Origin of the sequence: Sphingopyxis sp. L1A2A, assembly GCF_005502465.1 — a bacterium.
Taxonomy (GTDB): domain Bacteria; phylum Pseudomonadota; class Alphaproteobacteria; order Sphingomonadales; family Sphingomonadaceae; genus Sphingopyxis.
Map to the genome: position 1 here is coordinate 82218 of NZ_SCOT01000001.1, position 23106 is coordinate 105323.

The 23106-nt window shown below is 65.0% G+C and carries 19 protein-coding genes; 5 read left to right on the forward strand and 14 right to left on the reverse strand.

Annotated elements, in window-relative coordinates; genetic code table 11:
• Positions 1-138: 138 nt before the first annotated feature.
• The 3 genes from FFS68_RS00425 (at position 139) to FFS68_RS00435 (ending at position 3864) form a co-directional block, all read left to right on the forward strand.
• Positions 139-1341 (forward strand): serine hydrolase domain-containing protein, encoded by a 1203-nt coding sequence (locus FFS68_RS00425; protein WP_137751337.1) that lies wholly within the window; start codon positions 139-141, stop codon positions 1339-1341.
• Positions 1342-1452: 111 nt separating this feature from the next.
• Complete coding sequence (locus FFS68_RS00430) at positions 1453-3486, forward strand: 3-hydroxyacyl-CoA dehydrogenase NAD-binding domain-containing protein (protein ID WP_137751338.1); 2034 nt, start codon at positions 1453-1455, stop codon at positions 3484-3486.
• Positions 3487-3639: 153 nt separating this feature from the next.
• Complete coding sequence (locus FFS68_RS00435; RefSeq protein ID WP_249339945.1) at positions 3640-3864, forward strand: hypothetical protein; 225 nt, start codon at positions 3640-3642, stop codon at positions 3862-3864.
• A gap of 177 nt (positions 3865-4041) precedes the next feature.
• Here the strand turns inward: FFS68_RS00435 and mmsB are convergent, their stop codons facing one another.
• The 8 genes from mmsB to FFS68_RS00475 form a co-directional block, all read right to left on the reverse strand.
• The gene (gene mmsB, locus FFS68_RS00440; RefSeq protein ID WP_137751340.1) at positions 4042-4917 is read right to left on the reverse strand and encodes a 3-hydroxyisobutyrate dehydrogenase; all 876 of its coding nucleotides are present in this window, start codon (positions 4915-4917) and stop codon (positions 4042-4044) included.
• A 117-nt stretch (positions 4918-5034) separates the two neighbouring features.
• Positions 5035-5817, reverse strand: a complete 783-nt coding sequence (locus FFS68_RS00445) for an enoyl-CoA hydratase-related protein (RefSeq protein ID WP_137751341.1) — start codon at positions 5815-5817, stop codon at positions 5035-5037.
• 87 nt (positions 5818-5904) lie between these two features.
• Positions 5905-6963: an enoyl-CoA hydratase/isomerase family protein gene (locus FFS68_RS00450; protein ID WP_137751342.1), complete on the reverse strand. Its 1059-nt coding sequence runs from the start codon at positions 6961-6963 to the stop codon at positions 5905-5907.
• A complete protein-coding gene (locus FFS68_RS00455) occupies positions 6960-8105 on the reverse strand; it encodes an acyl-CoA dehydrogenase family protein (protein ID WP_137751343.1) in 1146 nt (381 codons plus the stop codon). The genes FFS68_RS00450 and FFS68_RS00455 overlap by 4 nt, the downstream gene beginning before the upstream one ends.
• Positions 8102-8521: a RidA family protein gene (locus FFS68_RS00460; RefSeq protein WP_249339946.1), complete on the reverse strand. Its 420-nt coding sequence runs from the start codon at positions 8519-8521 to the stop codon at positions 8102-8104. The genes FFS68_RS00455 and FFS68_RS00460 overlap by 4 nt, the downstream gene beginning before the upstream one ends.
• Entirely contained in the window at positions 8514-8816 is a 303-nt protein-coding gene (locus tag FFS68_RS00465) for an I78 family peptidase inhibitor (protein WP_249339947.1), read from the reverse strand. Before FFS68_RS00465 ends, FFS68_RS00460 begins: the two co-directional genes overlap by 8 nt.
• A 23-nt stretch (positions 8817-8839) precedes the next feature.
• A complete protein-coding gene (locus tag FFS68_RS00470) occupies positions 8840-9406 on the reverse strand; it encodes a hypothetical protein (protein ID WP_137751345.1) in 567 nt (188 codons plus the stop codon).
• A gap of 64 nt (positions 9407-9470) precedes the next feature.
• On the reverse strand, positions 9471-10964 hold the full coding sequence (locus tag FFS68_RS00475; protein WP_137751346.1) for a CoA-acylating methylmalonate-semialdehyde dehydrogenase: 1494 nt from the start codon (positions 10962-10964) through the stop codon (positions 9471-9473).
• Between the two features lie 97 nt (positions 10965-11061).
• Here FFS68_RS00475 and FFS68_RS00480 point away from each other — a divergent pair, with 97 nt between their 5' ends.
• Entirely contained in the window at positions 11062-11946 is an 885-nt protein-coding gene (locus tag FFS68_RS00480) for a LysR family transcriptional regulator (protein WP_137751347.1), read from the forward strand.
• Here FFS68_RS00480 and FFS68_RS00485 read toward each other — a convergent pair.
• Genes FFS68_RS00485 through FFS68_RS00500 form a run of 4 tightly spaced genes read right to left on the reverse strand, consistent with a single transcriptional unit; the run spans position 11943 to position 16781 of the window.
• Positions 11943-13262 (reverse strand): mannitol dehydrogenase family protein, encoded by a 1320-nt coding sequence (locus FFS68_RS00485; protein ID WP_249339948.1) that lies wholly within the window; start codon positions 13260-13262, stop codon positions 11943-11945. The two genes, FFS68_RS00480 and FFS68_RS00485, sit on opposite strands and share 4 nt — an antisense overlap.
• A complete protein-coding gene (gene uxaC / locus FFS68_RS00490; RefSeq protein WP_137751348.1) occupies positions 13259-14671 on the reverse strand; it encodes a glucuronate isomerase in 1413 nt (470 codons plus the stop codon). The genes FFS68_RS00485 and uxaC overlap by 4 nt, the downstream gene beginning before the upstream one ends.
• A complete protein-coding gene (locus FFS68_RS00495) occupies positions 14668-15984 on the reverse strand; it encodes an MFS transporter (protein WP_137751349.1) in 1317 nt (438 codons plus the stop codon). The genes uxaC and FFS68_RS00495 overlap by 4 nt, the downstream gene beginning before the upstream one ends.
• A 20-nt stretch (positions 15985-16004) precedes the next feature.
• Complete coding sequence (locus FFS68_RS00500) at positions 16005-16781, reverse strand: 2-keto-4-pentenoate hydratase (protein WP_137751350.1); 777 nt, start codon at positions 16779-16781, stop codon at positions 16005-16007.
• Between the two features lie 171 nt (positions 16782-16952).
• Here FFS68_RS00500 and FFS68_RS00505 point away from each other — a divergent pair, with 171 nt between their 5' ends.
• Positions 16953-18434, forward strand: a complete 1482-nt coding sequence (locus FFS68_RS00505; protein ID WP_212742308.1) for an altronate dehydratase family protein — start codon at positions 16953-16955, stop codon at positions 18432-18434.
• Here FFS68_RS00505 and FFS68_RS00510 read toward each other — a convergent pair.
• Together FFS68_RS00510 and FFS68_RS00515 are read right to left on the reverse strand one after the other, a co-directional pair.
• A complete protein-coding gene (locus FFS68_RS00510; protein WP_249339962.1) occupies positions 18431-19984 on the reverse strand; it encodes a family 43 glycosylhydrolase in 1554 nt (517 codons plus the stop codon). The genes FFS68_RS00505 and FFS68_RS00510 overlap by 4 nt on opposite strands.
• Positions 19985-20113: 129 nt before the next feature.
• Positions 20114-22978 carry a TonB-dependent receptor gene (locus FFS68_RS00515; protein ID WP_171003688.1) on the reverse strand — a complete coding sequence of 955 codons (2865 nt, stop codon included), beginning with the start codon at positions 22976-22978 and terminating at the stop codon, positions 20114-20116.
• Positions 22979-23106 lie beyond the last annotated feature (128 nt).

Below are 23106 nucleotides of genomic sequence, written 5' to 3' on the forward strand. Positions count from 1 at the left end.
GTCGCGCGCGCCTTCGGGGTGTCTCGACTTCCGGCAATCGCCGGAAGTTTATCCTGAGCGCCTGCAAGGCAGTCGAAGGGCTCGACACGAACAGGAACGAAAGGAAGGCGCGAAGCCTTCACAGTCAAAAGGGATGCCATGACTCACGGTTTCGATACGGCGCGGCTCGACCGCATTCCCGCCTTTCTCGAGGCCAAATATGTCGGCACCGGCCGCCTGCCGCATGCGGCGACGCTCGTGTCGCGGCGCGGCGAGATCGCGCATCTGTCGTGCGTCGGCGAGGCGCGGCCGGGCGAAGCGCTGACCGAGGATGCGATTTTCCGCATCGCCAGCATGACCAAGCCGATCACCAGCATCGCGTTCATGATGCTGGTCGAGGAAGGCAAGGTTGCGCTGTCCGATCCGCTGGTCAAATTTTGCCCCGAGTTCAAGGACACCGGCGTCTTCGTCGCGGGCGGCGGCAATGTGCCGTTCCTGACCCGCGCGCCGACGCAGCCGATCCGCATGGTCGACCTGCTGCGCCACACATCGGGGCTGACCTACGGGTTTCAGGAGCGCACCCCGGTCGATGCCGCGTATCGCAAGGCGCGGATCGACGATTTCGACGCCGATTACACGATGGACAGCTTCATCGAAGGGCTAGCGAAAATCCCGCTGCAGTTCGACCCCGGCGCGCACTGGAATTATTCGATGGCGACCGACGTGCTCGGCGCGGTGGTCGAGCGGATCGAGGGCAAGCCGTTCGCACAGGTGTTGCAGGAGCGTATCTTTGGCCCGCTCGCCATGGTCGACACCGGGTTCAAGGTGCCCGCCGACCAGCAGCACCGGCTGACCGATTGCTATGCGTTCGACCCGGTGGCCAAAATGAAACCCTTTGACGGCGGCGACAAGAGCCGCTGGGCGAAGGATCGGAGCTTCCATTCGGGCGGGGGCGGGCTGGTTTCGACGTTGGCCGACTATCACCGTTTCTGCCTGATGCTACTCGGCGGCGGCGCGCTCGATGGCACGCGGATCATCAGCCGCAAGACGCTGGCGCTGATGACCGCGAACCATCTCGTCGGCGGCGGCGACCTGGTCCAGCACAGCGTCGGCATATTTTCCGAGGCGGAAAATGCCGGGGTCGGCTTTGGCCTGGGCTTTGCGGTGAACGAGAGTCCCGCGCAGACGATGACCCCCGGGTCGGTCGGCGATTATTATTGGGGCGGCATGTTTTCGACCGGCTTCTTTGTCGATCCGGTCGAAGCGATCTGCATGGTGTTCATGACCCAGCTCATGCCCTCTTCCACCTATCCCGTGCGGCGCGAGGTCAAGACATTGGTCCACGCCGCGATCGACGATTGAATTGAGAACCCACCCACCGTTCGTGTCGAGCGAAGTCGAGACACGCCGAGCGCAGCGCTAGACGCTTCTCGACTTCGCTCGAAGCGAACGGAACCCTTTAAGGAGCCTGAAATGTCCGAAGAAACCCCCGTCAGCGTCACGCTGGAGAAAGATGGCGACGTTGCTGTCATCATCGTCAACAACCCGCCGGTCAACGCGCTGTCGTGGCACGTCCGCCAGGGGCTGGAGGATCATTTCGCCGCCGCGCTGTCCGACGATAGCGTCAAGGCGATCGTGCTGCGCTGCGCCGGGGCGACCTTTATCGCGGGCGCCGACATCAGCGAATTCGGCAAGCCGCCGCGCGGTCCCGATTTTAACGCGGTGCTGAACAGCATCGAAGCCGCATCGAAGCCCGTCGTCGCCGCGATCCATGGCACTGCGCTTGGCGGCGGTCTGGAAACCGCGCTCGTCTGTCATTACCGCATCGCGGTCCCTTCGGCGAAGCTCGGCGTTCCCGAAGTGAAGCTCGGCCTGCTGCCCGGCGCAGGTGGCACGCAGCGCCTGCCGCGCGTCGTCGGGGTCGAAGCCGCAGCGACGATGACCTCGACCGGCGATCCGCTCCCCGCTGCCAAGGCGAAGGAGCTTGGCCTCGTCGACGAACTCGCGGGCGAAGACAGCCTTGCCGCCGATGCGATTGCCTTTGCGCGCGCCAAGATCGCCGACGGCCCGCGCCCGACGCGCGAGCGCCCGGTGTTCGGCGACGTCGCCGTGATCGAACAGCTCAAGACCGCGAACGCCAAGCGCTGGCGCGGCTTCGAGGCGCCTTATGCCAACCTCGCCTGCGTCGAAGCCGCGACGCGGCTGCCGTTCGACGAAGGGCTCGCCTTCGAGCGCGAGCAGTTCATGAAGCTGATGTTCGGCAGCCAGTCGGCGGCGCAGCGTCACATCTTCTTCGCCGAGCGTCAGGCCGCCAAGATCGACGGCCTGCCCAAAGACACCCAGCTGCGCGACGTCAAGAAGGTCGGCGTGATCGGCGCCGGCACGATGGGCGGCGGGATTTCGATGAACTTGCTCCAGAAGGGCATCCCCGTCACAATCGTCGAAATGCAGCAGGACGCGCTCGACCGCGGCGTCGGCGTCATTCGCAAGAATTACGATGCATCGGCCGCGAAGGGCCGCTTCAAGCCCGAACAGGTCGACCAGATGATGGGTATATTGACGCCGACGCTCAGCCTCGACGATCTCGCCGACTGCGACCTGATCATCGAAGCCGTCTATGAGAATATGGACGTCAAGAAAGACATCTTTGGCAAGCTCGATAAAATTGCGAAGCCGGGCGCGATCCTGGCGTCGAACACCAGCTATCTCGATGTCGACGAGATCGCCACCGCGACGAGCCGCCCCGGCGATGTGCTGGGCATGCACTTCTTCTCGCCCGCCAATGTGATGAAGCTGCTTGAGGTCGTGCGCGGCGACAAGACCGCGCCCGACGCGCTGGCGACCGCGATGGCGATCGGCAAGAAGATCGGCAAGGTCGCGGTGGTCGCGGGCGTCTGCGACGGCTTTATCGGCAACCGCATGCTGAAACCGCGCCAGTTCGAGGCGATGAACTTGCTCATGGAAGGCGCCACCCCGGCGCAGGTCGACAAGGTCCATGTCGAATTCGGCATGCCGATGGGGCCGTTCCAGATGAGCGACCTTGCGGGCGTCGACATCGGCTGGCACCGCGACCCGAACCGCATCGAAAGCATCCGCGACGCGCTGTGCGCCGAAGGCCGCTGGGGCCAGAAGAAGCAGGCGGGCTTTTACGATTATGACGAAAAGCGCCAGCCGTCGGAAAGCGCGCGTGTCGCCGAGCTGATCGAGGAGTTTCGCACCAAGGCCGGAACCCAGAAGCGCGAGATCACCGATCAGGAGATCATCGAACGCACCCTGTATCCGATGGTCAACGAAGGCGCGCTGATCCTGTCCGAAGGCAAGGCCCAGCGCGCAAGCGACATCGATGTCGTGTGGATCTATGGCTATGGCTGGCCGGTCTATCGCGGCGGCCCGATGTTCTGGGCCGGGCTGGAAGGCACCGACAAGATCGTCGCCGCGCTGGAAAAGCACGGGTTCGAGATCGCCCCGCTGCTCAAGGAAAAGGCCGAGGCGAAGAGCGGCTTCTGAACCCGCTTTCGAATATGATCAGCAGGCCGTCTGTCCCAGCGCGGGGCAGGCGGCCTTTGCTTTGGTCTGCCGACGCCGCGGGTGGACACAAATAGTTGCGATTCAGGGTTAAAGTGCTGGTCACACCTGCCGTTACGGCAGAGCATGATTGCCATGTCGTTTCTCGCCCTGTTGCTGCTCACCGGCAGCGTTCCGGTCACCGCCCCGGTGGAGCCGCCCGCGAGCGCGGTCGGCATCGCCCGGGCACGGATATTGGCGCCCGCCGAGGTGCGGCGGATCGATGGGCGGATCGAGGTGCGAACGGGCGAGCGCCGCGCGCCGACGCAGGTGCATCGGGGCGAGCGCCGCGATGGGGGCGAGACGGCGGATTTTTACTGACGCAATCAGTGACCGTGAGAAACGCCAGTCCGATCTTTCCGTCATCGTCATCCCGGATTTGATCCGGGATCCCCAGCCGCACTGTCGTCATGGATCCCGGATCAAGTCCGGGATGACGAAGGTGGGTTAGAGCTTGTCCGCTTCCCAGCGCATCGCCACGTTTCCGCGAGACGCCGGTCAGCCCTGCAACGTCTGGATAATCGCCGAAAAGTCGCGGCCGTCCTGATCGGCGGCGACAAACACCTCGTACAACTCGCGCGCCTTCGCCCCCATCGGGACATCGGCATCGACGCTCGCTGCGGCCTCCATCGCGAGGCGCAGGTCCTTGAGCATCAGCGCCGCGGCGAACCCGCCCTTGTAATCATTGTCGGCGGGGGTGGTCGGACCCACGCCCGGAAGCGGCGCGTAGCTGGTCAGCGACCAGTTCTGCCCCGACGATACGCTGGCGATGTCGAAGAATTTTTGCGGATCAAGCCCAAGCTTCAGCGCCAGCGCAAGCGTCTCGCACGTCGCGACCATCGAGGCGCCGAGCAGCATGTTGTTGCAGATCTTCGCGCCCTGCCCCGCGCCCGCATCGCCGGCGTGGATCACCGCCTTGCCCATTTGCGCGAGGATCGGCTGGGCGCGCGCAAAGCCTTCGTCGGTGCCGCCGACCATGAAGGTCAGCGTCCCGGCATTGGCGGCCGCGATGCCGCCCGACACCGGCGCATCGACCGCGACGAGGCCCGCGTTGGCGGCGGCTTCGATGTTGCTCCGCGCGGTTGCGACGTCGATTGTCGAGCAATCGAGCAGCAGGGTGTCGGGGGTGGCGTTCGGATAGACGTCGCCTTCATACACAGACGCGACATGCTTGCCCGCCGGGAGCATGGTGACGACAGCCTCGGCGCCGGTGACCGCTTCGGCGGCAGAGGCAGCGCGGGTGCAGCCCGCCGCGACGGCGCGCGACAACGCCTCTTCGCTGAGGTCGAAGGCGCGTACCTCGTGCCCCGCTTTCGCCAGATTCGCGGCCATACCGCCGCCCATGTTGCCGAGTCCGATAAAGGCGATTTTCATTAATCTCCCCTCCCGCTTGCGGGAGGGGCCGGGGGAGGGCCTGTCCCGAATATTGCACTGGCGGGGAGGGAACAGGCCCTCCCCTAACCCCTCCCGCAAGCGGGAGGGGGACTGGGCTCACCGCCCCTTCCACACGCCTTCGCGTTTCTCGATGAAGGCGGCCATGCCTTCGGCCTTGTCCTCGGTCGCCGCCAATATCTGGAACAGGCGGCGTTCGTAGATCAGCCCCTGATCGAGCGTCGTTTCAAACGCGGCGTTGACCATGTCCTTGTTCACCATCGCGGCCATCGGCGGCATTGCGGCGATCAGCGTCGCGGTCTTCACCGCTTCCTCGACCAGCGTGTCGTGCGCGACGACGCGCGCGACCATGCCCGATCGTTCGGCCTCGGCGCCGTCCATCATCCGGCCGGTCAGGCACATTTCCATCGCTTTCGCCTTGCCGACCGCGCGGGTCAGCCGCTGCGACCCGCCCATGCCCGGCGCGACGCCGAGCTTGATTTCGGGCTGGCCAAATTTCGCCTTGTCCGATGCGATGATGAAGTCGGCCATCATCGCCAGCTCGCAGCCGCCGCCGAGCGCGAAGCCATTGACCGCGGCGATCCACGGCTTGCGGATCTTCTTCACGAAGTCGCTCGTCCATTTCGCGAAGAAATCCTCGAGATAGAAATCGGACGCCGGCTTGTCGGCCATTTCCTTGATGTCGGCGCCCGCGGCGAACGCCTTGTCGCCCGACCCGGTGAGGATAGCGCAGCGTTGGCCGGGGTCGGCTTCATAGGCGGCGAAGGCCGCGATCAAATCGTCGAGCACCCGGCTGTTCAGCGCATTGAGCGCCTGCGGGCGGTTGAGCGTCACCAGCGTGACGGCACCGCGCTGTTCGACGAGGAGGGTTTCGTAGGTCATTCTCATGATCTCCAGATATTCGTCATGCCGGACCTGATCCGGTATCCATGACCGCGGGGACCCCGGATCAAGTCCGGGGTGACGAAGCTAAGTGAGCGGGGTCCATGTCTCGTTTTCAGGCAAGGGCGCAAAGATCGCGTCGATCCAGTCGTCAGTGACGGCCTCCGGCGTCGCGGGATCCCATTGCGGACTGTTGTCCTTGTCGACGATCAGCGCGCGGACGCCTTCGAGGAAATCATGCATCGCGACGACGCGGCTGCCGATCGCATATTCCTGCGTCATCTGCGCGGCGAAGTCGTGCATCTCGCTGCCTTCTTTCAGCTGGCGGAGCGCGACCTTGCACGTCTGCGGCGATTTGCTATGCAGCGCCGCGAGTTCCTTTGTCGCCCATTCGCCGCCATCGGCTTCGAGCGCGGCGAGGATGTCTTCATAGGTGTCGCTGGCGAACAGCCGGTTGATCTTGTCGATCTGATGCGTGATCGCGGCGGGCGGCGCGGTGACCGCCAGATCGCCCAATATGCCGCCGATGCGGTCGGGATGCGCGGCGATGCGCGCCTTCGCTTCGGCCAGATGTTCGGACGGCAGATAATGGGTCGCGAGGCCGAGCGCGAGGCAATCGGCGCCGTCGAGCCGCGCCCCGGTGAGCGCAAGGAACACCCCGACGCGGCCTTCGAGGCGTGGCAGATACCAGCCGCCGCCGACATCGGGGAACAGGCCGATCCCGGTCTCGGGCATCGCAAAGCGCGTATGTTCGGTCGCGACGCGATATTTCGCCGGCTGCGAAATGCCGACCCCGCCACCCATCGTGATGCCGTCCATGAAGGCGGTGACCGGCTTGGGATAGGTGAAGAGTAGATGGTTGAGGCGATATTCGGTGTGGAAGAATTGGCGCGCTTCGGTCCCGTCCTTCGCGCCGCTTTCCGCGAGCATGCGGATGTCGCCGCCGGCGCAGAAGCCGCGGCCTTCGCTATGGTCGATGATGACCGCTTCGATCGCATCGTCATCGCGCCACGCCAGCAACGCGGCGATCATCGCTTCGCACATGGCGAGGTTCAGCGCGTGGATCGCCTTGGGACGGTTGAGCGACAGGCGGCCGACACGACCGTCGGTTGAAATCAGGACGTCTTCGGTGAGATTGGGGGTCATTGGCGCAGCAAGTCCCTTCCGACGATCATCCGCATCACCTGGTTGGTGCCTTCGAGGATCGAATGGACGCGCAGGTCGCGCCAGAAACGCTCGATCGGATAGTCCCTCAAATAGCCGTAGCCGCCGAACAATTGGAGCGCGTCGTTGACGATCTTGCTGCCATTATCGGTCGCCAGCCGCTTCGCCATCGCCGAGAAGCGCGACTTGTCGGGGGCGTTCGCGGTGACCTTGGCCGCCGCCATATAAAGCAACGCGCGCGCCGCCTCGAGGTCGGTCGCCATGTCGGCGAGCATGAACTGGGTGTTCTGGAAATCGGCGATCGGCTGGCCGAATTGCTGGCGGTCCTTGGTGTAAGCAACGGCTTCGTCGAGACAGCGTTGTGCGCCGCCCAGCGAGCAGGCGCCGATGTTGAGCCGCCCGCCGTCGAGCCCCGCCATCGCGAAGCGAAAGCCGTCACCCTCGGCGCCGACCAGATTTTCGATCGACACCCGGCAATCCTCGAAAATCACCTGCGCCGTGGGGGATGCATTCCAGCCGAGCTTTTTCTCGGGCGCACCAAAACTAAGGCCCGGGGTGTCCTTTTCGATGACGAGGCAGCTGATCCCCTTCGACTTTTCCTCGCTGGTGCGAACCATACAGACATAGATGTCGTTATAGCCGGCGCCCGAGATGAACTGCTTGGTGCCGTTCAGCACATAATGGTCGCCGTCCCTTTTGGCGGTCGCTTTGAGCGCCGCGGCGTCGGACCCCGAACCCGGTTCGGTCAGGCAATAGCTGGCGATCTTCTCCATGCTGACGAGGTCGGGCAGAAAGCGCGCCTTGACCTCAGCGCCGCCGAAGCGGTCGATCATCCACGTCGCCATATTGTGGATCGAGATATAGGCGCTGGTCGCGGGGCAGCCATAGGCCATCGCCTCCATGATCAGCGCCGCCTCCATCCGGCCGAGCCCGATCCCGCCCGATTCCTCCGCGACATAAATGGCGCCGAAACCCAGTTCGCCCGCCGCCTTCCACACATCGACGGGATAATGATGCTTCTCGTCCCATTCGGCCGCGAAGGGGGTGATGCGGTCGGCGGTGAATTTGCGCGCCATATCCTGAATGGCAAGCTGGTCGTCGGTAAGCTGGAACTGGTCGGTCATACACTCTTCTCGATGATGATGGCTTCGGCTTCGATTTCGACTTTCCACTCGGGGCGGATCAGCGCGGGAATGACGAGCATCGTCGACGCCGGGCGAATGGCCCCGAACACCGCGCCATGCGCGCGGCCGACCAGATCGGCATCGGCAGCATCGGTGATGTACATGCGGGTGCGCACGACATCGGCGAAGCTGCCGCCGAGCGCGTCGAGCGCTTCGCCGATGATCGCCAGGCAGCGCGCGGCCTGCACCCCGGCGTCGCCGGGGGTCGATGTTCCATCGGCTTCGATCGGCGCGCAACCCGCGACGTCGATGCGGTCGCCGACGCGAACCGCGCGGCTGTAGCCGTAGATCGCCTCGAACGGTGATGCCGAGCTGTGGTTGCGGCGGCTGGCCCCGCCGATGCCCGCGTCAGCCACAGCTGATCCGCTCGATCTTGAGCGCATCGTCATAGGAAACGGTCAGCCGGTCGGGGCGGAAATCCATCGTCACCGCGGTGCGCGGCGGCACCCAGCGCAGGGTGCGCGCGCCGCTGCCCTTGAGCAGCTGCGCCCCGACATCGGCGGTCGCGGTCTGGCCGATCAGCGATTGCACGGCATCGGCGCTGCACACCGCTTCGGCGGGCGGCGGCGGCGCGGTTTCGGCGGGGGCCTCGCTGGCGGCGCAAGCCGCGAGTGGCAGGGTGGCGGCAAGGGCCAAGATGCGAACGTCCAATGTGAGTCTCCCTTTCAAAACCATCAGGCGCAGCGGGTATAGCGCATCGGACCGGCGGCGGCACCCTCGCCCGCAGCCCCTTCGCCATAGTCGCGGCGGATCAGGGTCTTGCCGTCATCCTGCGCGTCGAGCACCATCAGGCGATCCCACGCCATGCCTTCGCCGCTGAACTTGTAATCGGCAACGATGCGGCTGGCATCGCGCTCGCGAATCCGGGCCAGCTCGCCGTGCGATTCGTGAAAGCGCAGATTCGCCGCGTCGATCACCAGCGCGGTCAGATCGGTCCCGGGACGCTTGGGGCAATCGGCCGGGTCGAGCGCCCAGCGGCCGCGGATCGCCGCGGGGATCGCCTTGTCACCGATCCCGATTCCGGGCTCGGCGCGCTTCAGCGGCGGTTCGGACGGATCGGGCTCATAGCCGCGATCCTCTTGCCAGCGCGCCATCGCGTCCTCGTCATCCGCTGGCGCGACCAGCTCGGCTGCCGCGCGCGGCGCCGCCGCCTTGTTTTCGGGTGCGGCGGGCGCCTTGTCCTCAGTGCCGCCGCACGCAGCCAGCAGCAGCATCGCGGCAGGCATCGTCCATCGCATCATCGTCTGTCTCCCTTGCGAGGAGCAATGCGCAATGGCCGATGCCGGTTTCACGAAATGCGCCCGATCAACCCATTGTCGGGATGACGAAGGCGTTGCCGCCGTCAGGCGACCCATCCGGCCAGCGCTGGGTGATCGTCTTGACCTTGGTCCAGAATTTCACCCCCTCCATGCCGTGCTGGTTGGTGTCACCGAATGCCGAACGCTTCCAGCCGCCAAAGCTATGATAGGCGACGGGGACCGGGATCGGTACGTTGATGCCGACCATGCCGACATTGACCCGCGCCGCAAATTCGCGCGCCGCATGGCCGTTGCGGGTGAAGATGGCGACGCCATTGCCGTACTGATGCTTCGACGGCAGTTCGAGCGCCTCTTCGAAATTGGCGGCGCGGACGATCTGGAGCACGGGACCGAAGATTTCTTCCTTGTACGATTCCATGTCGGTGGTGACATGGTCGAACAGGGTCGGGCCGATGAAGAAGCCCTTTTCATGCCCCTGAAGCGAGAAGCCGCGGCCGTCGACGACCAGTTCGGCGCCTTCGTCAGCGCATTTCTGGATCCAGCCTTCGACCTTTTCCTTGTGCGCCTGCGTCACAACCGGGCCGTAATGCGCCTCGGCATCGGTCGACACGCCGACGCGCAGCGCCGCGATCGCCGGGATCAGTTTCTCGCGCAGGCGGTTGGCGGTGTCTTCGCCGACCGGCACGACGACGGGCAGCGCCATGCAGCGTTCGCCCGCTGACCCGAAGGCGGCACCGGTGAGGTCATTGACGACCTGATCGAGGTCGGCGTCGGGCATCACGATCCCGTGATTCTTCGCGCCGCCCATCGCCTGGACGCGCTTGCCGTTGGCGACGCCGCGATTGTAAACATAATGGGCAATGTCCGACGAGCCGACGAAGCTGACCGCGCCGATATCGGGATGGTCGAGGATCGCATCGACCATTTCCTTGTCGCCATGCACGACCTGACAAATGCCTTCGGGCAGTCCGGCTTCGCGGAACAATTCGGCAAGGCGCACCGGGACCGATGGGTCGCGTTCGCTGGGCTTGATGATGAAAGCATTGCCGGTCGCGATCGCGACGCCCGACATCCACAGCGGGATCATCGCCGGGAAATTGAACGGGGTGATGCCGGCGCCGATGCCGATCGGCTGGCGCATCGAATAGACGTCGATGCCGGGGCCGGCGCCCTGAGTATACTCACCCTTCAGCACATGCGGGATGCCGCAGCAAAATTCGATGACTTCGAGCCCGCGCTGGATATCACCCTTGGAATCGGCGATGACCTTGCCATGCTCGCTCGACAGCATATGCGCGAGTTGGTCCATATTCGCTTCAACGAGACGTTTGAATTCGAACATCACGCGGGCGCGGCGCTGCGGATTGGTTGCCGCCCAAGCGGGCTGCGCTGCCTTTGCCGCGGCGACGACGCGATCGAGCAAGGCCGCATCGCCCAAGGCGACCTGCGCCTGCACGCTGCCATTATTGGGGTCGAACACGTCGCCCTGGCGGGCGCTGCCGCCGGCCCCGCCGACGATATGGTGATCAATCTGTCGCATGGTCGAGTCTCCCGTGTCTGGTTGCCGTTGCAACAGACGATGTGCGCGCCATTTGCAAGGGATAGACTTGCAGCAATAACCTGCATATTTGCAGGTCATGGATTGGGATAACCTGCAAATATTCCTGACCGTCGCCAGACAGGGGACCGTCGCGCGCGCCGCCCAGGCGCTGCACATCGACGCCACAACAGTCAGTCGCAGGGTGAGCGCACTGGAAAGCGCGTTGCAACAGACATTGTTCGAACGCGCGCCAAGCGGTTTCATTCCGACGGCGGCTGGCCGCGCGCTGGTCCCGCATGCCGAGGCTATGGCGGCGGCGGCGGCGCGCATTCACCTGGCCGAGAGCGGCGCGGGATTGTCGGGACAGTTGCGGATCAGCGTGTCCGAAGGGTTCGGGAACAGCTTTATCGCGCCGCGCCTGGCGCGTTTCACCACCGCCCACCCCGAAATCGAGATCGATCTGGTGGCCTCTTCTGGCTTTTTGAACCCGTCGCGGCGCGAGGCCGACATGGCGGTGCTGCTCGCGCGGCCCAGAAAAGGCCCGCTGATCACCCGCATACTGTCGGACTATAGTCTGGGCATCTATGCCCCCGCCGATCGGCGCGACTGGCAGGACGCGGTCGCCGCCATGCCACTGTCCCGTGCCGGAATTCCGGTGATCGGCTATATGCCCGACATTCTTTATGCCCCCGAACTCGATTATCTGGGCGAAATCGAGCCGGGGCTGCGCGCCAATATCCGCTCGTCGTCGATCTTGGCGCAGCGGCGGATGATCGCGGGCGGCGGGGGGGTCGGCGTGCTCCCCTGCTTCCTCGCCGCGGGCGATCCGGCGCTGGTCCGGGTGCGCCCCGATCAGGCCATCGGCCGCAGCTTCTGGCTCGCGCTCCACCGCGACGTCGCCCCGCAGCCGCGGATCAGGGCGTTCATCGACTGGCTGGATGGAGAGGTGCGCGAGAGCCGCGGGTTGTTGGTGCCGAGCTAGGCCGGATGCCAGTCGGAAGCGATCAGGCCGCCATTGCCGAACAGTCTGTCCATCGCGTCCGGTCCCGCGGCCGCGGCGCGCAGCTTATCCGCCAGCGGATCATCGATCACCACGCCGCTGCGCAGAAACGCGATCCACGCCGCCACGGCCGCTTCGAGCGACGGGCAGCGGGCGCCGCGCGCCTGATGCCATACCAGCGTTTCGAGCCAGCGCTGCGGAATCTTCTGGCTGCCGTCCATCGCGATCTGGATCAGCCGGTGATCGAGCGCCGGATTGGCGAAACGGTCGAGCAAGGCGTCAGCATATGCGGATAGATCCTGCCCCGCCGCGGCGGCGATCGTCGGCGCCGCCTCGTCCAGCATCAATCGCTCGATCACCGGCCGGATGTCGGGATCGGCGATGGCCTGATGGACATAGTCATGCCCGCGCCCCAGCCCGATATAGGCGAGCGCCGAATGGGCGCCGTTGAGCATCCGCAGCTTCGCGGTTTCATAGGGCGCGACGTCGGCGACCAGCTGCGCCCCGACAGCTTCCCAGCGCGGGCGCTGGCCGGCGAAATCATCTTCGATCACCCATTGGCTGAAGCGTTCGGTGACGACCGCGCCCTCGTCGCGCACGCCGAATTTGGTTTCGATTGCCGCGCGGTCGGCGTCGGTGGTCGCGGGAACGATGCGGTCGATCATCGTTGACGGACAGCGGCATTCGGTGTCGAACCAGTCCACAAGGTCGGGGTGTGCGGCGGCGAGATATTGATCCATCAGCGCGTTCAGCACCGCGCCATTGCCCGCGAGATTGTCGCAGCTGAGCAGGGTCAGGCCGGTGAGCCCCGCCGCGCGGCGCGCGGCGAGGCCTGCACCGACGAAGCGATAGAGGCTCGAAGGCGCCTTCGCCGCAACTAGGTCGAGCGTGCCGCCGGGTCCGCGCAAATAGCCCTTCTCGGTCACGGTGAAGCTGACGATATGCGTCGTGGGCGCGGCGATCGCATCGATCACCGCTTGCGGATCGTCCGCCGCGACCAGCACCCGCCGCACCGCGCCGATGAGACGCAAATCGGTTCCCGCGGCGCTGCGGGTGCTGACCGTATAAAGCCCGTCCTGCGGATTCAGCTGCGCCGCGACGTCGCCCGAGCGCAGCGACACGCCGATGATGCCCCAATCGCGGTCGCCCGCGGTCATCGCATCGTCGGTATAGACCGCCTGATGCGCGCGGTGGAAGGCGCCGATGCCGATATGGACGATCCCGACGGCCTGGGCCGAGCGGTCGTAGCCCGGCGCCTGCACCGACGCCGGGAGCGGCGTGTCGGGACCAAGCCTCACAGTCTGTAGGCCGCCTTGGCGAGGTTGTAGCTGAGGTCGGCGGCGATCTCGGCCGCCTCCCATTCCTCCATGCGATGCTCGGCCACCAGCTGCGCGAGAAAGCCGCAGTCGATACGGCGCGCGACGTCGTGGCGCGCCGGGATCGACAGAAAGGCGCGGGTGTCATCGTTGAAGCCGACACTGTTGTAGAAACCCGCGGTCTCGGTCATCTGGTTCCTGAACCGCCGCATCCCTTCGGGGCTGTCGTGGAACCACCAGGCGGGGCCGAGCTTCAGCACCGGATAATGACCCGCGAGCGGCGCCAGTTCGCGCGCATAGCTGGTCTCATCAAGCGTGAAGAGGATGATCGTCAGCGCGGCTTCATTGCCATATTTGCCGAGCAGCGGACGCAGCGCATGGACATAGTCGGTGCTGGTCGGGATATCGGCGCCCTTGTCGCGGCCATAATGCTCGAACAGCCAGCGATTGTGGTTGCGGAAGGCGCCGGGGTGGATCTGCATCACCAGCCCGTCGTCGAGGCTCATCCCCGCCATCACCGTCAACATATGGGCGCGGAACAGTTCGGCATCGGCGGCACTGACGGCGCCGCCGGTGACGCGCGCGAACAGCGCCTCGGCCTCGGCGTCGGACAGGTCGGCGGTTGCTGCGGTCGGATGGCCGTGATCGGTCGAGGTCGCGCCCATTTCGGCGAAGAAGGCACGGCGGCCCCGATGCGCGGCAAGATAGCCCGCATAGCTGTAGGCATCCTCGCCGCTAAGGTCGGAGAAGCGCGCCAGGTTGTCGCGAAAGCCCTCGAAATCGGGATCGACGACCGGATCGGGGCGATAGGCGGTGATCACCCGCCCGCTCCATTCGCCGCTGTCGTTCGCGGCGCGGATCGCGGCGTGATGATCGAGGGTGTCGAGCGGGCTTTCGGTTGTCGCGATCACTTCGATCCCGAAGCGGTCGAACAGCGCGCGCGGACGGAAGGCGTCGGTCGCCAGCGCCTCGGTGATGCGGTCGTAATAGAGGTCCGATGTCGCCGCTGCGAACTGCACGTCGATCCCGAACGCTTCGGCGAACACCCAGTCCATCCACATCCGCGACGGGGTGCCGCGGAACAGGTGGTAATTTTGCGCGAATATCCGCCAACTCTCGCGCGGGTCGGCCTCCGGATTGCGAATACCCAATGCGTCGAGCGACACGCCCTGCGAATAGAGCATGCGGAACACATAATGATCGGGGTGGAGCAGCAGCTCCGCCGCATTGCCGAACGGCGCATTGCCGGCAAACCAGCTGGGATCGGTATGCCCGTGCGGGCTGATGATCGGCAGGTCCGCGACTTCCGTGTAAAGCCGCCGCGCGATGGCACGCTGGTCGGGATCGGACGGGAACAGCCGGTCGGGATGCAGGATCAACGGCCGGGTCATGCAGGCGCCGCCGCGCTTTCCACGCGCACCGGCGCCAGTTTCGGGCTGAGCAGGTGCACGGCAAGTACCGCGAGGAAATAGACCGTCGTGCACGCGGCAAAGATCAGCGTATAATTGCCGCCGGTGGCATCGAGCACCAGCCCGGTCGATTTCGCCATGATCATCCCGCCGATGCCGCCCATGAAACCGCCAAGCCCGATCACCGACCCGACCGCGCGTTTGGGGAACATGTCGGGCGGGATCGACAGGATCGTCGACGAGAATGCCTGATGCCCGGCAAGCGCGACGCCGATCAGCACCACCGCGAGCCACATATTGTCAAGGCCGGTGACGAACAGCAACGGCAGGACGCACAGCCCCGCGCCGATCATCGTGATCTTGCGCGCAAAATTGACGCTGTGGCCGTTCTGGATCAGCTTCGACGACGTCCAGCCGCCGACGATGCTGCCGACGTCGGACAGCAGGTACATGATGATCATCGGCAGCAGCACGATCTTGAGGTCGACGTCATAGGTCGAGGCGAAATATTTGGGCAGCCAGAACAGCATCAGGAACCACACCGGGTCGGTCAGGAATTTGGCGATCGCAAACGCCCAGGCTTCGCGCTTCGTGACGATTTTCGACCAGCCGAGGCGCTCGACCTGCTCGGGCGGATCATGTTCGATCCACGCCAGTTCGGCCTCGCTGACCTTCCCGCTTTCACGCGGGTTGCTGTAGAGCCACAGCCACAGGATCAGCAGGACGACCCCGAAAGCGCCGCTGTAGATAAAGGTCTGGCGCCAGTCGAACCCCATCCAGACCATGAACAGCCAGATCGTCGGCGCGGTCAGGATCACCCCGATCGTCGTCGCGCTGTTGACCCAGCCGATCGCGTAGGAGCGCTCCTTTTGCGGGAACCATTCGCTGCTGGCGCGGACGACCGACGGGAAATGCCCCGCCTCGCCGACCCCCAATATGACGCGCGCCGCCATGAACGAGGCGACCGACCCGGCAAAGCCGTGCGCAATATGGCCGATCGTCCAGATGGTGATCGCAATCGAATAGCCGATCTTGGGACCGAAGCGGTCGATCAGCCAACCCATGAGGAGGAAACCGAGCGCATAGGCGGCCTGGAACGCGGTGACGATATTGCCATAGTCATTCTCGCTCCACCCCAGCTCGTCGCCAAGCACCGGCGCGAGCAGGCCCAGCATCGTGCGGTCGATATAATTGACCGTCGTCGCGGCAAACAGCAGCGCGATGATCAGCCAGCGGTAGCGACCCGCGCGCGGCACCGGCGGCGCCGCACCTCCGTTCGCATATGCCTGTGCCATCCAGTCTCTCCCATATGGCTTTAGTAGCCGGTAATCGAGCAGCCGACGCGGATTTTTCCGTCGAACAGCGCTTCGGCGCGTTGGCCGACCGTAATTTCATGCACCCCGGTGATCGCGCCCGCCGACACCCAGGTGCCGGGCGCAATCGCGATGCCGCGCGCGCGCAGGGTGCGAATCAGGAACAACGCCGATCCGAATGGCCCGTCGAGCATGGTTTCCATCGTCGCCCCTCCTACCGATACGCCGTCGATCGTCATTTCGACCGGCATGGCGATCAGGTCGCGGTCGCGCCAGTCGGCGATCGGCGGCCCGAGCACCAGTCCCTTGTTATTGCCATAGTCCGATGCGGTGACCGCGGGGCCATGACGGTTGATATCGGGAAAGGGCGAGCTGGCGATCTCGATCCCGGTGCGAACGTCGAGGATGCAGTCGCGGACCGATGCGATATCATGGTCGCGGTCGCCGACGTCGCCCAGACAGAGCAGCACTTCGGCCTCGGCCGCGGCAAAGCCGCGCGCATAGACCGGCATGGCAGCGCCGTCGGCAGCAATCTCGTCGGCAAAAATCGGTCCGGCGATGCGCTCGCCGCCAAAGCGCTCGACAAGGTCGGGGGCGATCCGCCCGACCTTCCAGCCGCCGATCTGCCGGCCGTCGAAATCGATCGCCGCGCTCTGGATCGCATAGGCATCGGCCATGCTTTGCGGCATCGCGCCCGGATACAAGGTAAGCGGTGTCTTTTCGGCGCGAGCGGCCAGAAAGGCGCGGGCGATATTTTCTTGTTCAGGGGTTGCCAGCATCTTTGTGATTTCCCTCTTCCGCGAAACCGTCTAAGAGACACCGGTGTCAAAAGCAAGCGAATAGCTGGTGGCAATGATAAAATGACGGCTGGTGGCGGTGGGCGAGCCGCATGCAGGTCGCGCGCCAGACGCAGCGAATATGGCGCGATGAACGAGGATGGAAAACGGCAGATGACCGATGCGATCCGAATCCATGTGGCCGACAATGTCGCCACCGCGCTTGCCGACCTGGCCGCTGGCAGTGCGGTGGCCGTCGGCTCGCAGCGCCTGACGATCAGCGAAGCAATAGGGCGCGGGCACAAGCTGGCGCTGGCCCCAATCGCCCGCGGGACCAGTGTGATCAAATATGGCTTTCCGATCGGCATCGCGACCGCCGACATCGCCGGGGGGGCGCATGTCCATAGCCACAATCTGGCAACCGCGCTGACCGGCCGCGACGATTATGCCTATACGCCGTCCGCCGCCGACCCCCGGCCCGCGCAGCCCCCGCACCACTTCATGGGCTATGCCCGCGCCGATGGGCGTGTCGGTACACGCAACGAGATCTGGATCCTGCCGACCGTCAGCTGCGTCGGCAATCTGGCGGCGCGGGTCGCGCGGATCGCGGGTGTCCGCCATGCCGGGCGCGTCGATGGTATCCATGCCTTCAAGCATCCGTTCGGTTGCTCGCAGCTCGGCGACGATCTGGGCCACACGCGCGGGCTGCTCGCGGCGCTGGCGCAGCATCCCAATGCGGGCGGGGTGCTGATTGTCGGGCTAGGCTGTGAGAGCAACCAGCTCGCCGCATTGCTCGACACTATTCCCGAGGGTCGCCGCCGCCACGTCCGCAACCTGTCGGCGCAGGCGGTCGAGGATGACGAAGCGGCATGTCTGGCGCTGGTGGACGAACTGGTTGACGCTTGCGCCGACACCCCGCGCACCGCGGCGCCGCTGTCGGCGCTCGTGCTCGGGGTCAAATGTGGCGGATCCGACGGATTGTCGGGGCTGACCGCCAACCCGCTGGTCGGGCGGATGGCCGATGCCGTTGCCGCGGCCGACGGCAAGGTGATCCTGACCGAAATTCCCGAAATCTTTGGCGCCGAACAACTGCTGATGGACCGTGCGGCGTCGCATGACGTCTTTGACCGGACGGCGCAGCTGGTGCAGGATTTCAAGGCCTATTTCACCCGCAACGGCGAGCCGGTGAGCGAGAATCCCTCGCCGGGCAATATTGCTGGGGGGATCACGACGCTGGAGGAAAAGTCGCTCGGCGCGGTGCAGAAGGGCGGCCAGGTTCCGCTGGTCGATGTCCAGCGTTACGGCGGCGAAGCGAGGCTGCCCGGGCTGACGCTGCTCGAGGCGCCGGGTAATGACGCGGTGTCATCGACCGCGCTGACCGCGGCGGGCGCGACGGTCATCCTGTTCACCACCGGCCGCGGCACCCCGCTCGGCTTCCCAGCGCCGACGCTGAAAATCGCCTCGAACCACGAACTGGCCGCGCGCAAGACGGGATGGATCGACTTCGACGCCGGGATGGTAATCGGCGACGGTTTCGATGCGGCGTCGGACGCACTGCTCGACCTGATCGTCGCCACCGCGTCGGGCCAGCCGACCAAAGCCGAGGTCAACGAGGAGCGCGACATCGCGATCTGGAAATCGGGCGTGACGCTTTAACCGAGCGCGCGGAAGGTGAAATTGCGGAACCGCGCCTCGCCTTCTCCCGCCGAATAAAGGCCGGGGCGTAGCATCAGAAAACCGCCGCGGACATTGTGGTGATACCCCGACACCTCCATGCCGCGGTCGAAGCGGACCCACGTCTTCCCGCCGTCGCCGCTGGTGTCATAGGTGACGATATGGCGGTCGTTGGTGACGCGCATCCGCATGCTTCGACCATGCGGGTTGGTCGGGCGGGCGCGTTCGATGCCATATTGGTGGGTGACGAACCGCTCGCCGTCGAAGCCGAGCCCGCAATAGAGCCGGTCGTCGTAAAAGAGGATCAGCCCCGCGGTGCCGCCGGGCGCGATCGCGATATCACATTCGAAGCGATACGCCTGATCGCCCGCGATCAGCAGCAAGGGCGACGAATCGACCGGCGCCTTGCCACGCGCCGTCAGCACCAGCACCCCATCCTCGGCCCGCGCGCGGCTGCGTTCGTCGACAGCGGGTTTGAAGAAATTCCACTTCGCGCCGAGCGCCAGCGTGCTGAAATCGTCCGACAACGCCATGCCGTGCGGCCCGGCCGTGCCACCCTTCGGCTTCGCGATCGGCTGCGACAGATCGCCGCCGGTCATCCGGAACCAGCCGTCATCGGTCCATTCGATCGGATCGAGCAGCGCCTGGCGGCCCAAGGTCCAATAGCCATTCTCAAACCCGTGATAGACGCTCCACCAGTCGCCCGCCGGTCCCTCGACCAAGGTCGCATGGCCGCGCGACCACCATTTTTCGGTCGCCGAGGTGGTGCGGACAAGCGGGTTCGCCGGGCAATTTTCCCATGGCCCGTGGATCGATGTCGACCGCGCCGCGATCACCATATGGCCGGTGGGCGGGCCTGCGGTGCCGCCGACCGCGGTGATCGTGTAATAATGGTCGCCGTGGCGGGTGATCTTTGGCCCTTCGGGCGCGAAGCCCTCGACCACCCAGTCGGCGGGGTAGCGCCACGGATCATAGACATGTTCGGGTTCGCCGATCCGGCCGAGCCCGTCGTCGGACAGGCGGACGCGGTCGCCGCCCGACAGAAACAGCCAGCGCGACCCGTCTTCGCCGACCGCATGACCGGGATCGATATGGTGCGGCAGATCGAGGTCGACCGGATCGCTCCACGGTCCCTCGATCTTGTCGGCCCAGATTACCCAGCTCGTGTTCGGACCCTTGGTCGGGATGTAGAGGAAGTAGCGGCCGCCATGCTTGCATAGCTCAGGCGCCCACACCGATCCGATGTTGCGGGTGAGCGCGGGGCCGATCGGGCGCCAGTTCACCAGATCGCGCGAATGCCAGATGACCAGCCCCGGATAGGAATCAAAGGTCGAGAAGGTCATGTAATAATCGGCGCCGTCCTTCAGGATCGACGGGTCGGGATGGTCGCCGGCCATGATCGGATTGAGGAAACACCCGTCGCCCAGATCGGCCTGGCGCTGGCCGTCGAAGCCCTTCGCCCAAGCTGGTGCGGCGGCGACCGGTTTCGGTTGCGCGGCCGCGGCTCCCGCCAGCCCCAGCCCGCCGACCATCGCACCGGCCAGACCCGTCCCGGCCAGTTTCAGCATATCGCGGCGATCGGTCATTTTGCATTCCTTGAAAAAGAAAGGCCCGGCCCCCGCAAGCGAAGACCGGGCCTCACCGGGACTACCCTGTATGCGTCAAATCTTGACGCGCGCGCCGAACAGGAAGGTGCGGCCGAAATGATTATTCTCGTAATTACGGTTCGCGTCGATGTCCGTGAAGCGATAGCGATATTCGTCGGTCAGGTTGATGCCCTCGACCGACAATTCGATATTGTCGGTGATCGCATAACGCATCGACGCATCGACGTTGATCGTCGAACCATAGCCTTCGAACACATTGCCGGTGCCGCTGTTGGCGTCGGCATAACGGCTGCGATAGCTGATCGAGGCGCGGGCGCTGAACTTGCCGTCGTCATAATAGAGCGTGCCGTTGTAAGCGCGCTTCGACAGGTTGAAGAGCGTGCCGTTACGTGTTGCGCCAATCAGCGGGCCGCCCGGCACGATGGCGGGGCCAGCAACCGAATAATCCGCCTCCGAGTCGATGAAGGTTGCGTTGGCGATGCCGCCGAAGTTCGAGAGGAAGCCTGGCAGGAAGCTGAACGGTGCCTGCAGCGACACTTCGATGCCCTTCAGGCTGGCGCCTTGGCCATTACCAATCGAGTTGATCGTCCATAGCTGACGTTCGGGATCGATCGCGGCCGGGCTGCTCGGAGGGATGATCGACAGCGGCAGGCCCGTCGAGGCAAAGGTGCCGCTGGTCGTCGTCGACACCGGGAAGCTCGCGATATCCTTTTTGAACAGCGCGATCGAAAAGATCGACTGCGGCGCAAAATACCATTCGATCGCGACATCATAGGCGGTGGCACGGAACGGATCGAGGAACGGATTGCCGTAATTGATCCGATAGTTGAAGCCGTCGACCGAACCGCCAGGGGTCAGGTTGCCAAGCGTCGGGCGCGTCATCACATCGGCCACCGCGGCGCGGATGATGATGTCGTCGTGGGGGAACAGCGCGAGGTTCATCGACGGCAGCCAGTCTTCATAGCTGCGCTCGACCGTCACTGCGGCGCCGCTGCTGAGCCCGCTCGACGTCTGGTCGGTATGGACGTAGCGGATACCGGCGTTGAGCGCATAGCGCAGGCCGCCAAGCTCGCCCTTGGCATCGAACTGCAGATAACCACCGGTCACCTCTTCGCGCACGCTGCGGTTGTTGCCGGCATCGAGCGCAGGCGTGCGGTTGTAAAGGCCGGTGAAGGTCGTTCCTGCCGCCAGATTGGGGACGAGCCATTCGGTGGTGGTCCCTGCCGGCTGACCCGCCTTGCCCAGCGTGAATAGCTCGGCGAGCGACGATGTCACCGGGAAGCCATAGACAGCAGTCGGGCCGAACGCCGACGACGGCGAACAGGTCAGCGTGCCGAGGACGCGGTCGACCCCGCCATTGCCGCACACCACGGTGTCGCGGGTGAAGGCAATGCTGCTGAAGTCGAAGCGGCGATAGACGCCGCCCGCCTTGACCGTGAAACCATCGGCGATGTCCCATTCGGTGCGCAGCTGTGCGGTGCGGAACTTGTTTTCGACCTCCGACGGGCGGTCGCGGATTTCGGCAAGCTGGAAATTCGCCGGGTTGGTGACGCTGGTACCAAAGGTCAGCACCGGGCTTGCCATGTCGGTGTAATCATAGCGGTAGCCCTGCGCATCGCGATCGTCGAAGACGAGCGTCGTTTCGAGCGGGATCGACGCGGTCGATTTCGACAGGCCGCCGAGCAGGGTGAAGCGGAAATTGTCGCTGACGTCCTGGTCCCAGCTGCCGCCGAACTGATAAAATTCGGTCTTTGCCTGGCGCAGATAATGTTCGGTGCGCACCCACGCGTCGTCGAGCGTCGCCGAGATCAGATTATTGTCGCCGTCGATCACATAGTCGCGGACATTGATCGAGCGTTCGTTGCTGCGCAGCAGCACCTCGGCCCAGCGCTCGCGGCGCTGATGCTTGAAGCTGGAAAAGAGCGCGTCGAGCGAAATCTTGGTCGCGTCGGTCGGCGCGAACTGGATCGACCCGGTGACCCCCAGCCGTTTTTTGTCGTGCGCGATCTCGCCATAGCGCGGGATGCGCGGGTGAAAGGCTAGCGCGACCGAATCGCATGCGGCGGAGCGGCCATTGGTATAAACGCCGCCCGAATTGGCAACCCCGATGCCGCTCGTTGCGGTGGTGGTAAAGCACGGGGCGCCATTGACCGAATCGAAGCGCGCCTGCGCCCAACGCACCGTATTGTTGCCGAGTTCGAGCGTCTTCTGGTCCGAATAGGCCGCCGACACCGCGAAGCCGAGCGTCCCGGCGTCATTCACCCAGCTGAGCAACCCGGCAACGCGCGGACCGGCCTTTTCGGACAGGTCGTTGTAGCTCGCCTGCGCCGACAGCGCCGCGGTAAAACCGCTCTTGCCAGCCAGCGGATTGCCCGTGTTGAGATCAACCACCGCGCCGAGCGAGCCTTCGTCGAGTTCGGCAGACGCGGTCTTGTGGACGACGATCGAGCTGAACAATTCGGAGGCAAAGACGTTGAAGTCGAAGGCGCGGTCGCGGTTGGCCGAGGCGCCGTCGGTCGAGGTGGCGACGGTTTCGAGCCCGTTGACGCGAACGCGGGTGAATTGCGATCCCAGACCGCGCACCGTGATGCCGCGGCCTTCGCCGCCGTCGCGCTGGATGGTGATGCCGGGAATACGCTGGAGCGATTCGGCCAAGTTCTGATCGGGGAATTTGGCGATATCTTCGGCGACGATCGCATCGACCGCGGCGACCGACTCGCGCTTGACGTCGAGCGCCTTGTCGAGCGAGGCGCGGAAGCCGGTGACGACGATTTCGTCTTCGGCCGCGACCGTTTCGCCCGCCGTTTCAGCCGCTGCCATGTCTTGAGCATAGGCCGGCGACACCGCCAGCGCGGCAAGCGAAGCGCCGCACGCCAATTGTGTCAAAGCGCGAAGGCCCCGCGTTGCATGAATAGCCATTATCATCCTCCCTTGATCGGCCGTCCTTCTCGCTTTGGCAAGAAATGACACCGGTTACTTTGCGAGACCAGACAAATCGGCGCGATCGCCTGGCCAGAAATTTTTGAGAGTGATGGCGGGGCCGTCGT